Origin of the sequence: Burkholderia puraquae (assembly GCF_002099195.1) — a bacterium.
In the GTDB taxonomy this organism is placed as follows: Bacteria; Pseudomonadota; Gammaproteobacteria; order Burkholderiales; family Burkholderiaceae; genus Burkholderia; species Burkholderia puraquae.
This window is the reverse complement of the sequence record NZ_NBYX01000025.1, coordinates 20628-35057: the sequence shown is the minus strand read 5'-3', so window position 1 is coordinate 35057 and position 14430 is coordinate 20628. Positions and strand designations below refer to the sequence as shown.

The 14430-nt window shown below is 67.9% G+C and carries 16 protein-coding genes and 1 riboswitch; of the genes, 13 read left to right on the top strand and 3 right to left on the bottom strand.

All coding sequences use genetic code 11. From position 1 onward, the window contains the following. Nucleotides 1-4: 4 nt before the first annotated feature. From B7G54_RS32135 to B7G54_RS32125, 3 genes are all read right to left on the bottom strand, one after another. Entirely contained in the window at nt 5-1267 is a 1263-nt protein-coding gene (locus B7G54_RS32135) for an MFS transporter (protein WP_085042797.1), read from the bottom strand. 141 nt (nt 1268-1408) lie between these two features. After that, nucleotides 1409-2185 (bottom strand): SDR family NAD(P)-dependent oxidoreductase, encoded by a 777-nt coding sequence (locus B7G54_RS32130; protein ID WP_085042796.1) that lies wholly within the window; start codon nt 2183-2185, stop codon nt 1409-1411. Beyond that, nucleotides 2182-3951, bottom strand: coding sequence for an ABC transporter ATP-binding protein/permease (locus B7G54_RS32125; RefSeq protein WP_085042795.1), 1770 nt, complete (start codon nt 3949-3951; stop codon nt 2182-2184). Before B7G54_RS32125 ends, B7G54_RS32130 begins: the two co-directional genes overlap by 4 nt. 268 nt (nt 3952-4219) lie before the next feature. Further along, a riboswitch (TPP riboswitch) is annotated at nt 4220-4343 on the top strand. 225 nt (nt 4344-4568) lie between these two features. Between B7G54_RS32125 and B7G54_RS32115 the strand changes: the two genes are divergently transcribed. From B7G54_RS32115 to B7G54_RS32055, 13 genes are all read left to right on the top strand, one after another. Next, nucleotides 4569-5705, top strand: a complete 1137-nt coding sequence (locus tag B7G54_RS32115; RefSeq protein ID WP_085042794.1) for an FAD-dependent oxidoreductase — start codon at nt 4569-4571, stop codon at nt 5703-5705. A 32-nt stretch (nt 5706-5737) separates the two neighbouring features. Beyond that, nucleotides 5738-5935, top strand: coding sequence for a sulfur carrier protein ThiS (thiS, locus tag B7G54_RS32110; protein WP_085042793.1), 198 nt, complete (start codon nt 5738-5740; stop codon nt 5933-5935). A 37-nt stretch (nt 5936-5972) separates the two neighbouring features. Beyond that, nucleotides 5973-6788 (top strand): thiazole synthase, encoded by an 816-nt coding sequence (locus B7G54_RS32105; protein WP_021163925.1) that lies wholly within the window; start codon nt 5973-5975, stop codon nt 6786-6788. Continuing rightward, on the top strand, nt 6785-7909 hold the full coding sequence (thiE, locus tag B7G54_RS32100) for a thiamine phosphate synthase (RefSeq protein WP_085042792.1): 1125 nt from the start codon (nt 6785-6787) through the stop codon (nt 7907-7909). Before B7G54_RS32105 ends, thiE begins: the two co-directional genes overlap by 4 nt. Before the next feature lie 84 nt (nt 7910-7993). Next, complete coding sequence (locus tag B7G54_RS32095; RefSeq protein ID WP_085042791.1) at nt 7994-8815, top strand: ABC transporter ATP-binding protein; 822 nt, start codon at nt 7994-7996, stop codon at nt 8813-8815. After that, a complete protein-coding gene (gene mlaE / locus B7G54_RS32090; protein ID WP_085042790.1) occupies nt 8812-9579 on the top strand; it encodes a lipid asymmetry maintenance ABC transporter permease subunit MlaE in 768 nt (255 codons plus the stop codon). Before B7G54_RS32095 ends, mlaE begins: the two co-directional genes overlap by 4 nt. Nucleotides 9580-9603: 24 nt before the next feature. Further along, on the top strand, nt 9604-10164 hold the full coding sequence (mlaD, locus tag B7G54_RS32085) for an outer membrane lipid asymmetry maintenance protein MlaD (protein WP_085042789.1): 561 nt from the start codon (nt 9604-9606) through the stop codon (nt 10162-10164). A gap of 31 nt (nt 10165-10195) precedes the next feature. Beyond that, nucleotides 10196-11161, top strand: coding sequence for an MlaA family lipoprotein (locus tag B7G54_RS32080; RefSeq protein ID WP_085042788.1), 966 nt, complete (start codon nt 10196-10198; stop codon nt 11159-11161). Nucleotides 11162-11270: 109 nt separating this feature from the next. Next, nucleotides 11271-11900 carry an MlaC/ttg2D family ABC transporter substrate-binding protein gene (locus B7G54_RS32075; RefSeq protein WP_085042829.1) on the top strand — a complete coding sequence of 210 codons (630 nt, stop codon included), beginning with the start codon at nt 11271-11273 and terminating at the stop codon, nt 11898-11900. Beyond that, nucleotides 11897-12172 (top strand): STAS domain-containing protein, encoded by a 276-nt coding sequence (locus tag B7G54_RS32070; protein WP_085042787.1) that lies wholly within the window; start codon nt 11897-11899, stop codon nt 12170-12172. The genes B7G54_RS32075 and B7G54_RS32070 overlap by 4 nt, the downstream gene beginning before the upstream one ends. Nucleotides 12173-12364: 192 nt before the next feature. After that, nucleotides 12365-13291, top strand: coding sequence for an ABC transporter ATP-binding protein (locus B7G54_RS32065; RefSeq protein ID WP_085042786.1), 927 nt, complete (start codon nt 12365-12367; stop codon nt 13289-13291). Further along, nucleotides 13288-14127, top strand: a complete 840-nt coding sequence (locus B7G54_RS32060) for an ABC transporter permease (RefSeq protein WP_226207856.1) — start codon at nt 13288-13290, stop codon at nt 14125-14127. The genes B7G54_RS32065 and B7G54_RS32060 overlap by 4 nt, the downstream gene beginning before the upstream one ends. Nucleotides 14128-14183: 56 nt before the next feature. After that, nucleotides 14184-14423 carry a BolA family protein gene (locus tag B7G54_RS32055; protein ID WP_006477131.1) on the top strand — a complete coding sequence of 80 codons (240 nt, stop codon included), beginning with the start codon at nt 14184-14186 and terminating at the stop codon, nt 14421-14423. Nucleotides 14424-14430: the final 7 nt, after the last annotated feature.

Sequence of the window (14430 nt, the reverse complement as noted above, 5' to 3'; positions counted from 1 at the left end):
TTGCTCAGGACGCGACAGCCGGATCGTCGACGAGCGACTTGCCGCGCGTTTCCGGCAGGACGAGCGCGGCGACGATCACGAGCAGGTAGCCGCCGCCCGCGACGAGGCCGATCGCCTTCACGAGCGACATCGACTGCGACAGCGAGCCGACGAGAATCGGGAAGAACGAGCCGAGCCCGCGGCCGAGGTTGTAGCAGAAGCCCTGGCCCGAGCCGCGGATCGCACCCGGATACAGTTCCGACAGGTACGCGCCGACGCCCGCGAAGATCCCCTGCACGACGATGCCGAGCGGGAAGCCGAGCAGCAGCATCGCGGTGTCGGTGATCGGCAGCATCGTGTACGCCATGCCGAGCGAGAACGAGCCGATCGCGAACAGGATGAACGACGCCCGGCGGCCGAGCCGGTCGGACAGGATCGCGCCGACCACATAGCCGACGAACGAGCCGACGATCAGCACGACGAGATAGCCGCTCGTGTTGAACACGGACAGGTGGCGGACGGTCTTCAGGTAGGTGGGCAGCCACGTCGTGATCGCATAGTAGCCGCCGAGCATCCCGGTGCACAGCGCGCTGCCGAACAGCGTCGCGCGCAGGTGCGGCGGCGAGAAGATCTCGAGGAAATGGCCCGACACGCGGCCTTCGTCGCGCGCGCGGCGAGTGGCGGTATAGATGTCGGGATCGCTGACGTTGCGGCGGATGTACAGGATCCACAGCGCGGGCACGATGCCGATCCAGAAGCACGCGCGCCATGCAACCTGCTCGGGCAGCAGCGCGAAGAACGCCCAGTAGAGGATCGCGGCCGCGCCCCAGCCGAACGACCAGCTGCTTTGCACGGTGCCGACCGCTTTCGCGCGATGTTCGGGCGAGCGGATTGTCTCGGCCATCATGATCGTCACGACCGACCATTCGCCGCCGAAGCCGAAGCCCTGCAGCGTGCGCGTCGCGAGCAACTGCCAGAACGAATGCGTGAAACCGGACAGGCACGTGAACAGCGCGAACGTCGCGATGGTCCACTGCAGCACGCGCACGCGGCCGTAGCGGTCGGCGAGGATGCCGGCGACCCAGCCGCCGAGTGCCGACGAGATCAGCGAGCTCGTCGCGATCATCCCGGCCTCGCTCTTCGTCATGCCCCAGGTGGCGATCAGCGTCGGAATCAGGAACGAATAGATCATGAAGTCGAACGCATCGACCGCGTAGCCGCCGAAGCCGGCGTACAGCGTCTTGCGCTCGCGCGTCGACAGTTCGTTGAACCACTGGAATGCCTGCATGCTTGCCGCCCCCTCTTGTCTTGTGCTGTCTCGCGCTGCCGCGTGGCGGTTATTTTACGGTCGCGCGGCGGCCAGCCAAAAAGGCGGGTGCAGGTTCGTGCGGGAAGGCGGGGGAAGCGGGAAGGAGGGGCCGGCGCCGCTTCAGAGCGTCAGGCCGCCGTCGACGTGAACGACCTGGCCGGTAATCTGCCGCGCGGCGTCCGACAGCAGGAACGCGATCAGCGCGGCGACGTCGTCGGGTTCGGCGATCCGGCCGAGCGGTGTCGCCTGTTCGGCCTGCGCCCACGCGGCGGCGTTGCCGGCGCTCGGCCCGTGGTCCTTGCGCGTGAAGCCAGGCGCGACCGCGTTGACGGTGATGCCGCGCGCGGCAAATTCGGCGGCGGCGGTGCGCACGAGCGATTCGAGCGCGGCCTTCGCAGCGGCGGTGGCCGCGAACGGCGCGTCAGCGCGGTAGCGGTGTGCGACGAACGAACTGACCGCGACGATCCGCGGTGCGGCCGACGCGTCGAGCAGCGGCCGCGCGCGGCTCGCGAGTGCGGAGAATGCGCCGGGCATCGCCGCGAATGCGGACGCGAGCACGTCCGCGGAAAGGCCGGAAAAGGATTGTCGGGCGGCGAAGCCCGCGTTGGCGACGAGATGATCGAGCCCGCCGAAGCGCGCGGCGGCTGCATCGACGAGCGAGGCGGCGACGCCCGGCTCACCGAGATCGCCGGTGAGCGTGACGCACGCCGCGCCGGCCGCCGTGCACGCGTGGGCGACATCGGCGAGCCGGGCGCGTGCCGCTTCGTCCGCGCCGCGCGCATGCAGCGCCAATGCCATGCCCGGCGCCGCGAGCCGCCGCGCGAGCGCCGCGCCGATCCCGGAACCCGCGCCGGTGATCAGCGCGATCCGTGCGCTGTGCGCGGCGCGTGCGCTCACGCCGCGACCTTGTCGCTGTCGTTCACGCGCTCGACGTTGATCGTGCCGACGTGGAACGCGGCCAGCGACTCGCGGTGCGCGATGCTGACGATCGCGGCCTTCGGCAACCGCTCGGCGAACAGGTGGTACAGGCGTGCTTCGTTGTCGGCGTCGAGCGCGCTCGTCGCTTCGTCGAGGAACAAGAAGTCGGGCTTGTGCAGCAGCACGCGTGCGCCGGCAAGACGCTGCTGCTCGCCCGGCGACAGCACGCGGGTCCAGTGCGCGGTCTCGTCGAGGCGTTCGACGTAATCCTCGAGGCGGCAGGCACGCAGCGCGTCGCGGCAGGCTTCGTCGCTGAACGTGTCGGGCGTCGCCGGATAGGTGAGCGCGGCCTTCAGCGTGCCGATCGGCAGGTAGCTCGTCTGCGGCACGAACATCATCCGCGCGCCGACCGGCGCATCGATCGCGCCGTCGCCGAACGGCCACAGGCCCGCGAGCGCGCGCATGAACGTGCTCTTGCCGGAACCCGACTTGCCGATCACGAGCCAGCGCGAGCCGGGCTCGATCGTGACGCTGCCGATGTTCGCGAGTGCGTTGCCGTTCGGCAGCGCAAGCTTGAGCGACGACGTCGACAGCCTGGCGGCGTCGACGTAGTGCAGGTTGATGCCGCCGTGCTCGGTCGCGGGCGACAGGCTTTCCTTCAGGTGCGACGTGCCCATCACGCGCTTGAATTCGCGCAGACGGTTGACGGTGGCGCGCCATTCGACGAGGGTCGAGTAACTGTTGATGAACCACGAGAACGAATCGCTGACGGTGCCGAACGCGGACGAGATCTGCATCAGCACGCCGAACGAGAATGCGCCCGCGAAATAGCGCGGCGCAGCGACGACGAGCGGGAAGATGATCGCGATCTGCCCGTAGAAGCTCAGCACGAACGTGAGCCGCTTCGTGTACTTCATCACGCGCCACCAGTTGTCGCGGATGCGCATGAAGAGGTTCTGCGCATTGCCGGTCTCGGTCTTCTCGCCTTCGTAGAACGCGATCTGCTCGGCGTTCTCGCGCACGCGGATCAGCCCGAAGCGGAAGTCGGCCTCGACGCGCTGCTGCTGGTAGTTGATCGACACGAGCGGATGGCCGACCTTCTGGATGATCAGCGAGCCGACCACCGCGTACAGCGCGGCCGCCCACACCATGTAGCCGGGAATCGAGATCGGCGTCGCGCCGAGCGTGAACGTCAGCGCGCCGGCGAGCGACCACAGGATCGTGATGAACGACACGAGCGTGACGACCGTCGACAGCAGGTCGAGCGACAGCGCGAGCGTGGTCGTCGCGAACGACTGGAGGTCGTCGGTGATCCGCTGGTCGGGGTTGTCGGCGAGACGGTCACGCTCGATCCGGTAGAACGCGCGATCGCCGAGCCACTGGCCGAGAAAGCGGTCGGTGAGCCACTGGCGCCAGCGGAAGCCGAGCATCTGCCGCAGGTAGCGGCCGTACACGGCAAGGATGATGAAGGCGAACGCGAGCGCGGAGAACTGCATCAGCAGGTTCGGGAAATCGTGGACGTCCTTCGACTGCAGCGCGTTGTAGAACTCCGCGTTCCACTTGTTCAGCCGGACATTGATCCAGACCACGCAGAGGTTGATCGCGATGATCGTGACCAGCAGGCCCCACGCGATTTTCCATTCGGACGACACCCAGTAGGGCTTGATGAGGCTCCATGCGGATACCGGGCGCTCGTCCTGCGGCGCGTCGGAGGCGGAGCGGACGGGATCGATCGATTGGGTCATGTGCTTCCTGATGAGTAGCCGGCGCGCGGGCCGGGCGAAGCCGGGCGCGCGCCGCGATACGGCATGCCGGGACGCGGCGCCGACTGACGGCGGGCGTCCGGATGGTCGCCCGCGCGTCTTAAACGGCACTTAAGGCCGGCGGTGACGCGGCAACCGGCCGCTCGCGCGGCCGGCCTGCGGGCATTGTGCCAGAGCGGCGCGGCACGACGGCGAATTTGCCGCAAGGGGACAGTTTGCGGCGCTTTCCGCTTTTATGGTCTAATGGCCGACGACGAAACAGGGGTGCTTCGTGGCGTGGCCGGCGGATGTTCCGGGCAGCGCGGCGAGGCTGAGAAAAACCCTTTGCACCCGATCCGGGTAATACCGGCGAGGGAAGTTTCTGAACCCGCCGGGCCGCGCTGGCTGCCATCCCACATGGTCAGCGCCCTTGTTCCGCCCGGCCGGCCTTTGCTGCCGGTTTCGTCCTTTTGGGTACGCGCGTTGCGCGTTACGGAAGGAATGATGACCGCACAATCTTCAGTCTTTTGCATGGTTCCCGGCTCGATGCCGCGTGTGTTCGCACGCGGCGGCGCGTGCGTGTCGACGTTCGTCGTGCGCGCTCGCGCGGAGGGCGCGCGATGAACGTCCGGGATTCCCGACCCGATTTCGCGGTGCTTGGCGGCGGCCTCGTCGGCCGCCTGATCGCGTGGCGGCTTGCAGGCGACGGGCATCGCGTCGCGCTCTACGAGCGTGGCGGCCCGGACGGCGAACAGTCGGCCGCGTGGATCGCGGCCGCGATGCTCGCGCCGCTCGCGGAAGCGGCGAGCGCGGAGCTGCTGATCACCGAGCTGGGCGCCGCGTCGCTCGCGCGCTGGCCGCAGTGGCTCGCCGAACTGCCCGAACCCGTCTTCTTCCAGCATCACGGCACGCTCGTCGTGTGGCATCACGCGGATCGCGCGGAGGCGCCGCTGTTCGAGCGGCGCGTGCGCGCGAACGCGCCGGCCGACCTGTTCGACGGCGGTTTCGTGACGCTCGCCGGCGCGCAGGTCGACGCGGCCGAGCCGGTGCTCGCGGGCCGTTTCGCGCGTGGGCTGCTGCTGCCGAACGAAGGGCAGCTCGACAATCGCCAGGCGCTGCGCGCGCTCGCGGCCGGCCTCGCCGAGCGCGGCGTCGACCTGCACTGGCACGTCACGATCGACGATGCGAACCTGCCGGCCGCCCGTTTCACCATCGATTGCCGCGGGCTCGGCGCGAAACCTGCGCTGCCCGCGTTGCGCGGCATCCGCGGCGAAGTCGCGCGTGTGCGCGCGCCCGGCATCGGGCTCACCCGGCCGGTGCGGCTGCTGCATCCGCGCTATCCGCTGTACATCGCGCCGAAGCAGGACGATCTCTACGTGATCGGCGCGACCGAGGTGGAGGGCGAGGACATGTCGCCTGTCAGCGTGCGCTCCGCGCTCGAACTGCTGAGCGCGGCGTTCTCCGTGCATCCGGCGTTCGGCGAGGCGCGCATCCTCGAACTCAATGCGCAGTGCCGGCCGACGCTGCCCGATCATCGCCCGGCGGTGATCTGGGACGGCGCGTCGACGCTCGCCGTCAACGGCCTGTACCGGCACGGCTTCATGATCGCGCCGGAAGTCGCGCACGCGGCGGTCGCGGTCGCCGAAGCCGCGCTCGGCGGCGCGTTCGGCGATGCCGACGCGTTCGCCGCGTGGCGCGACGCCGCGCGCTGGCCGACGCTCCTTCATCACCGCAACGACGCGCGCCAGCCGGCCTGACGCGCATTGCCGACCGAATTCGACGAAGCCTCATGGATATCCAGATCAACCAACAGCCCCTGACGTTGCCCGACGGCGCAACGGTGGCCGACGCGCTCGCCGCGTACGGCGCGCGTCCGCCGTATGCGGTCGCGCTGAACGGCAATTTCGTCGCGCGCACGCAGCACGCGGCGCGCGCACTCGCGGCGGGCGACAAGCTCGACGTCGTACACCCCGTCGCGGGCGGCTGAGCGCCGCCGGTTCGTCCCCGCTCTCCAGGAAAACGACATGACGTCCCTCACCTCCGCCGACGCGTTGACGCTGTACGGCGAAACCTTCGCAAGCCGCGTGCTGATCGGCACGTCGCGCTATCCGTCGCTGCAGTCGCTGTCCGATTCGATCGCCGCGTCGCGGCCGGGGATGGTGACGGTCGCGCTGCGCCGCCAGATGACGGGCGGTACGGCCGAAGCCGGCTTCTTCGACCTGCTCAAGCGCCACGCGGTACCGCTGCTGCCGAATACGGCCGGCTGCCAGACCGTCGCCGAAGCCGTGACGACCGCGCACATGGCGCGCGAGGTATTCGGCACCGACTGGATCAAGCTCGAACTGATCGGCGACGACTACACGCTGCAGCCCGACCCGGTCGGCCTGATCGAGGCGGCCGCGCAACTGGTCAAGGACGGTTTCAAGGTGCTGCCGTACTGCACCGAGGATCTGGTGATCGGCCGGCGCCTGCTCGACGCCGGCTGCGAGGCGCTGATGCCGTGGGGTGCGCCGATCGGCACCGGCAAGGGGGTCGTGAACCCGTACGGCCTGCGCGTGCTGCGCGAGCGGCTGCCCGACGTGCCGCTGATCGTCGACGCGGGGCTCGGCGTGCCGTCGCATGCGTGCCAGGTGATGGAGTGGGGCTTCGACGGCGTGCTGCTGAATACCGCCGTGTCGCAGGCCACGCACCCCGAGATCATGGCGCGTGCGTTTGCGCAGGGCGTCGAGGCCGGCCGTGCCGCGTATCTCGCCGGGCCGATGGACGCGCGCGAGACCGCGCACGCAAGCACCCCGGTAGTCGGGATGCCGTTCTGGCACCAGGACGGGGGCGGCGCATGAGCGCGCGTTTCGCCGAGGCATTCTGGCCGCCGGCCGACGAACTGGCCGAAGCGGCCGAACGGATTCGGGCGCGGCTCGGTGACTGGCCGGGCGGCGCGGCGCCGTGGCGGCTCTGCGTCGCGGTGCCCGATGTGCCAGCCGATGGCGACGTGCTGATCGTATCGGCCGGCGACCGCGTCGGGCAGGCGCGCGCGTCGGCTGCGTCGCGGCCCGCGGCGCCGGGCGCGGTCGCGATCGAATTCGACGAGCAGGGCGCGGTGCTGCACACGGCGGGCGCGCGCTACGCGCTCGACGCCGCGCATCCGCTCGGGGACGACTGGATCGCCGCGCTCGCCGCGTTCCTCGATTGCGGCTTCGCACCGGTCGACGCGCTGGTGCTGGCGCTGGCCTGGCGCGACGGCGACGAAACGCATGCCGCCGACGCGTGGCCGGTCGACGCCGCGCGGTTCCCGCGTGTCGCCGGGCTGTCGGCCGCGCCCGAACCAGCGTTCGCGCCGTGCCCCGCACAACTCGGTCTTTATCCGGTCGTGCCGGACGCCGAATGGGTCGAGCGCGTGCTCGATTGCGGTGTGCGGACCGTGCAACTGCGTGTGAAAGGCGCAACGCCGGACACAGTGCGGCGGGAAATCGTGCGCGCGGTCGCGGCCGGGCGTCGCTATCCGGATGCGCGCGTGTTCATCAACGATCACTGGAAGATCGCTGCAGAAGAGGGGGCGTACGGCGTTCATCTGGGCCAGGAAGACCTCGAAACGGCTGACCTGGCCGCGATCGCGCGCGCGGGCCTGCGGCTCGGACTTTCGAGCCACGGTTATTACGAAATGTTGCGGGCGCTGCACGAACGCCCGAGCTACCTCGCGCTCGGGCCCGTGTATGCGACCGCGACCAAGGCGGTTGCCGCGCCGCCGCAGGGCCTTGCGCGGATCACCCGCTATGCGCGCTTCGCGGGCGCGCGGGCGCCGCTCGTCGCGATCGGCGGAGTGGGGCTCGACGCGCTGCCGGCCGTGCTGGCGACGGGCGTCGGCAGTGTCGCGGTGGTCAGTGCGGTGACGGGCGCGGCCGACTATCGGGCTGCCATTGTTGCATTGCAGCAATGTTTTCCCGGACAATTTGACAATCATTGACCGCAGGGCCCGGAACGCCGTCACGACATCATTCCAATGCAGGCCCTATAATTCGGCGTTCTGCGTAAAAGGACTGTCCGCTCCGTGAGCCCCACTCCTACCGACACACTGCTGGAACTCCGCGACGTCGACTTTGGCTACGGCGACCGCCTCGTCCTGTCGAACCTGAACCTGCGCTTCGGGCGCGGGCAGGTGGTCGCGGTCATGGGCGGGTCGGGCTGCGGCAAGACGACCGTGCTGCGCCTGATCGGCGGCCTCGTGCGCGCGCGCCGCGGCCAGGTGCTGTTCGACGGCGCCGATGTCGGCGCGCAAACGCGCGACGGCCTGTACGCGCTGCGCCGCAAGATGGGCATGCTGTTCCAGTTCGGCGCGCTGTTCACCGACATGTCGGTGTTCGAGAACGTCGCGTTCGCGCTGCGCGAGCATACCGACCTGCCCGACGACCTGATCCGCGACCTCGTGCTGATGAAGCTCAACGCGGTCGGGCTGCGCGGCGCGCGCGACCTGATGCCGTCCGAGGTGTCGGGCGGGATGGCGCGCCGCATCGCACTGGCACGCGCGATCGCGCTCGATCCGCAGCTCATCATGTACGACGAGCCGTTCGCGGGCCTCGATCCGATCTCGCTCGGCATCACCGCGAACCTGATCCGCACGCTGAACCAGGCGCTGGGCGCCACGTCGATCCTCGTCACGCACGACGTGCCGGAATCGTTCGCGATCGCCGACTACGTGTATTTCCTGGCCAACGGCGGCGTGCTCGCGCAGGGCACGCCCGACGAACTGCGCGCATCGACCGATCCGAGCGTGCGGCAGTTCATCGACGGTGCGCCGGACGGCCCGTTCAAATTTCATTACACGAGCCCGCCGCTCGCAGCGGATTTCGGGCTCGGCGGAGGGCGCGCATGATCAGCGCGATCGGACGTTACGTCATCGGTGGCCTCGTGCGCGCGGGCTACGGCACGCGGCTGTTCGTGCGCCTCGTGCTGGAATTCTTCCCGCTGCTGCGCCGGCCGCGGCTCGTCACGAAGCAGATCCACTTCCTCGGCAACTATTCGTTCGTGATCATTGCCGTGTCGGGGCTGTTCGTCGGCTTCGTGCTCGGCCTGCAGGGGTATTACACGCTGAACCGCTATGGTTCCGAGCAGGCGCTCGGCCTCTTGGTCGCGCTGTCGCTCGTGCGTGAACTCGGGCCGGTCGTCACCGCGCTGCTGTTCGCAGGCCGCGCGGGCACGTCGCTGACGGCCGAGATCGGTCTGATGAAAGCCGGCGAGCAGCTCACCGCGCTCGAGATGATGGCGGTGGATCCGATCAAGAACGTGATCGCGCCGCGCATGTGGGCGGGCATCATCGCGATGCCGCTGCTGGCCGCGATCTTCAATGCGGTCGGCGTGCTCGGCGGCTACGTCGTCGGCGTCGTGCTGATCGGCGTCGATCCGGGCGCGTTCTGGTCGCAGATGCAGGGCGGCGTGCAGGTCTGGGCCGACGTCGGCAACGGCGTGCTGAAGAGCATCGTGTTCGGGTTCGCCGTGACCTTCATTGCGCTGTTTCAAGGGTATGAAGCGAAGCCCACGCCCGAGGGCGTGTCGCGCGCGACCACCAAGACGGTCGTGTTCGCGTCGCTCGCCGTACTCGGCCTCGATTTCCTGCTGACCGCGCTGATGTTCAGCTAAGCCTCAGCCAAGCCAAATTTTGGGATGACGATGAAAAAGACTGCTCTCGACTTCTGGGTCGGCCTGTTCGTGGTGGTGGGCTTCCTTGCGGTGCTGTTCCTGGCGCTGAAGGTCGGCAACATGAGCTCGCTGTCGTTTCAGCCGACCTATACGGTGAAGATGAAATTCGACAATATCGGCGGGCTGAAGCCGCGCGCGGCCGTGAAGAGCGCCGGCGTCGTGGTCGGCCGTGTGAAGGCGATCGGTTTCGACACGAACACGTACCAGGCACTTGTCACGATCGATGTCGACGGCCAGTATCAGTTCCCGAAGGATTCGTCGGCGAAGATCCTGACGTCGGGCCTGCTCGGCGAGCAATATATCGGCCTCGATCCGGGCGGTGACACGGAAATGCTGAAGGCGGGCGATACGATCACGATGACGCAATCGGCGATCGTGCTCGAGAACCTGATCGGCCAGTTCCTGTACAGCAAGGCCGCCGATGCGGGCGGTGCGAAGCCGGCAGTCGGCGCGCCGGCTGCGCCTGCACCGGTGGCGGTGCCTGCGTCGGCGGTGTCCGCCGCGTCGGGTTCGGCGGCCCAATAACCACGCGAGAGAAAACAAGAGGGTAATGACCATGCAGACGATCCGCATCAGGCACGCCGCGCTGGCGGTAGCGGCAGTCGCCGCGTTGAGCGGCTGCGCGACCGTGCAGACGCCGACCAAGGGCGATCCGCTCGAAGGCTTCAACCGGACGATGTACAAGTTCAACGACACGGTCGACACGTATGCGTTGAAGCCGGTCGCGAAGGGCTACCAGTACGTGGTGCCGCAGCCGGTGCGCGACAGCGTGACGAACTTCTTCTCGAACATCGGCGACGTCTACATCGCGGCGAACAATATCGTGCAGCTGCGGATCGCGGACGGCGTCGGCGACATCATGCGCGTCGTGATCAACACGGTGTTCGGCGTCGGTGGCCTGTTCGACGTCGCGACGATCGCGAAGCTGCCGAAGCACACGGCCGACTTCGGGATCACGATGGGCCGCTACGGCATGCCGTCGGGCCCGTATCTGGTGTTGCCGCTGCTCGGCCCGAGCACGCTGCGCGACACGGCCGGCCTCGGTGTCGACTACGTCGGCAACCCGCTCACCTACGTGAAGCCGGATGGCCTGAGCTGGGGCCTGTTCGGCGTCAACCTCGTCAACACGCGTTCGAACCTGCTCGGCGCGGGCGACGTGCTGGATGCCGCGGCACTCGACAAGTATTCGTTCGTACGTAACGCGTACCTGCAACGCCGCCAGATGCTGATCAGCAACGCGCGCGGCGAGGCGGCCGCGACGTCGAGCAACGACGCGCTGCCGAAGTACGATTTGCCGGACGACGGCGCCGCACCGGCGGCAGCCGGCGCGGCCGGTACGGCGGGCGCGGCAGCGGTGGGTGGTGCGACGGCGCCGGCAGGCGCATCGGGCGCAGCGGTGACCGCACCGGCTTCGGGCACGGCCGAATCGCCGAATCCGGCCAGCGAAACGAACGTGCCGCCGATGCAGGTGGCGCCGCCGTCGCCGGGCGGGTTCCGCTTCCCGAGCATCCGGCTGCACTGACGGATTTACATTCGTTACAGCCGGAAACGATTCAGTCGGTAGCGTGCGCGAACTTGCGCGTAAGCTACCTGCTCCAACCTACGCATCGACTCATATGCAGGTCACCATGATGAAAAAACTGTTCCTGATCCCCGTTTTCGCGGCGCTGTTCTCGTTCGGCAGCGCAGCCCACGCGCAAGTCGACCAGTCGAACCCGCAGGCGCTGATCAAGACCGCGACGCAGCAGGTGCTCGACGAAGTCAAGCAACAGACGATCAAGCAGGGCGACACCAACCGCATCATTACGATCGTCAACAAGGACATCCTGCCGTACACCGATTTCCGTCGTACCACGCAGCTCGCGATGGGCCGCAACTGGCGCGCGGCGTCGGCCGAGCAGCAGCAGCAGGTTCAGGAGCAGTTCAAGCTGCTGCTGATCCGCACGTATTCGGGTGCGCTGGCGCAACTGAAGCCGGACCAGCAGATCCAGTACCCGCCGTTCCGCGCCGATCCGGCCGACACCGATGTCGTCGTGAAGACGGTCGCGATGAACAACGGCCAGCCGGTCCAGATCGATTACCGCCTGTACAAGACGGCGAACGGCTGGAGGGTGTATGACCTGAACGTGCTCGGCGCATGGCTGATCCAGACGTACCAGCAGCAGTTCAACGAGAAGATCCAGCAAAGCGGCGTGGACGGCCTGATCCAGTTCCTCACGCAGCGCAACCAGCAACTTGCCGCCGGCAAGCAAGCGTCGTGAGCGGCTTCGAAGCCGGCTCCTCGCTGACCGTCGCGAGCGCGAAGTCCGCGCTCGCGGACGGTCTTGCGCGCATCGGCGCGGGCGCGACCGCCGTCGATTGCGCGGCGCTGACGCAGTTCGACTCGTCCGCGCTCGCCGTGCTGCTCGCATGGCAACGTGCCGCCAAAACGCGCGGCGCGACCCTCGACATCCTCAATCTCCCCCCGAAGCTCGCCAGCCTCGCGCGCGCTTATGGCGTCGACGCGCTCATCGAAGGCACCGGGCGACATTGACCCTGTCCGACCGGAGCCTGCCGCGCCAGCCGGCGCGCGCAAGCTTCGGGCCGCGTGCCTCCGGCACCGGCTCCCCCAGCCGGTTTGCCCTATAATCAAGCGTTTTGCGGGGCAGCCAATCGGCGTCCGGCCCCCATTTTCATTCGCAGCAAGCACAGAATAGGCGTCGCGGCCCTGGCGTCGCGCACAGTCATGTCAGCCATAGAAATCCGTCACGTCAAGAAGCGCTACAAGTCGCTTCAGGCGCTCAAGGGCGTCAGCCTGTCGGTCGAGGAGGGCGAGTTTTTCGGTCTGCTCGGCCCCAACGGCGCAGGCAAGACCACGCTCATCAGTATCCTCGCCGGGCTCGCACGGGCCGACGAAGGCAGTATCTCGGTGCGCGGTCACGACGTCGTCAAGGACTTCCGTGGCGCGCGTCGCGCACTCGGCGTCGTGCCGCAGGAACTCGTGTTCGATCCGTTCTTCACCGTCCGCGAGACGCTGCGGATCCAGTCCGGCTATTTCGGGTTGCGCCGCAACGACGACTGGATCGACGAAGTGATGGCCAATCTCGACCTCACCGAGAAAGCCGACGCGAACATGCGCGCGCTGTCGGGCGGGATGAAGCGCCGCGTGCTGGTCGCGCAGGCGCTCGTGCACCGGCCACCCGTGATCGTGCTCGACGAACCGACCGCCGGCGTCGACGTCGAATTGCGCCAGACGCTGTGGAAATTCATCTCGCGCCTGAACCGCGAGGGCCACACGATCGTGCTGACCACTCACTACCTCGAGGAAGCCGAGTCGCTGTGCGACCGCATCGCGATGCTGCGCCGTGGCGAAGTGGTCGCGCTCGACCGCACCGACGCGCTGCTGCGCCGCTTCGCCGGGCTGCAGCTTTACCTGCGCTTCGCGACCGGCGCGCTGCCGGCCGAGCTGCGCGGGCTGGAGTCCGACCCGGCCGCCCGCGCGCCGGGCGAGCACCTGCTGCGCCTGACGAGCTACGACGATGTCGAGCGCATCCTCGCGCAATGCCGCGCGGCGGGCTGCACGTTCGACGAGATCGAGGTCCGCAAGGCGGACCTCGAGGATGTGTTCGTCCAGGTGATGAACGGGGCCGAGGTGATCGAGGGATTGGCATGAATCAACAACCCCCACGCGAACTGCGTTCGCTGCCCCCCGAGGGGGCGCCCGCCACTCTTGGGGCGGCCCGGCGAGTGTCGGGAAGCGGGTTTCAAACGCTGTTCTACAAGGAACTGCTGCGCTTCTGGAAAGTGTCGTTCCAGACGGTGTGCGCGCCGATCGTGACGGCGCTGCTGTATCTGACGATCTTCGGCCATGCGTTGTCGGGCCGCGTCGAGGTGTATCCGGGCGTCGAGTACGTAAGCTTTCTCGTGCCGGGCCTCGTGATGATGAGCGTGCTTCAGAACGCGTTCGCGAACAGCTCGTCGTCGCTGATCCAGTCGAAGATCACCGGCAACCTCGTGTTCATGCTGCTGCCGCCGCTGTCGTACCGCGACATCTTCGGCGCGTACGTGCTTGCGTCCGTCGTGCGCGGCCTCGCGGTCGGCGCGGGCGTGTTCGTCGTGACGATCTGGTTTATCCCGATGCATTTTGCGGCGCCGCTGTTCATCATTGCGTTCGCGCTGCTCGGCTCGGCGATCCTCGGCACGCTCGGCCTGATCGCCGGGATCTGGGCCGAGAAGTTCGACCAGCTCGCCGCGTTCCAGAACTTCCTGATCATGCCGCTGACGTTCCTGTCCGGCGTGTTCTATTCGACGCACTCGCTGCCGCCCGTGTGGCGCGAGATCTCGCGTCTCAATCCGTTTTTCTACATGATCGACGGTTTCCGTTTCGGGTTCTTCGGCGCGTCCGACATCAACCCGTTCGCGAGCCTCGCGATCGTCACCGGTTTCTTCGTGCTGCTCGCGCTGATCGCGATGCGGCTGCTCGCGACCGGCTACAAACTGCGTCATTGATATCGACAGGCAGCGGCCGCCATCCGGGCGGCGCGCGCCGACAGGAGCCTTACACCATGTTGCCGACTCCCGAACAGGTCAAGCAATACATCGCCGGCGGTCTCGCCTGCACGCATCTGGAAGTCGAAGGCGACGGCCAGCATTTTTTCGCGACGATCGTGTCGGCGGCCTTCGAGGGCAAGCGGCCGATCCAGCGGCACCAGCTCGTCTACGCGGCGCTCGGCGATCGCATGAAGCAGGAAATTCACGCGCTCAGCATGAAGACGCTGACGCCCGCCGAATGGCAGAACGCATAAACGGAAA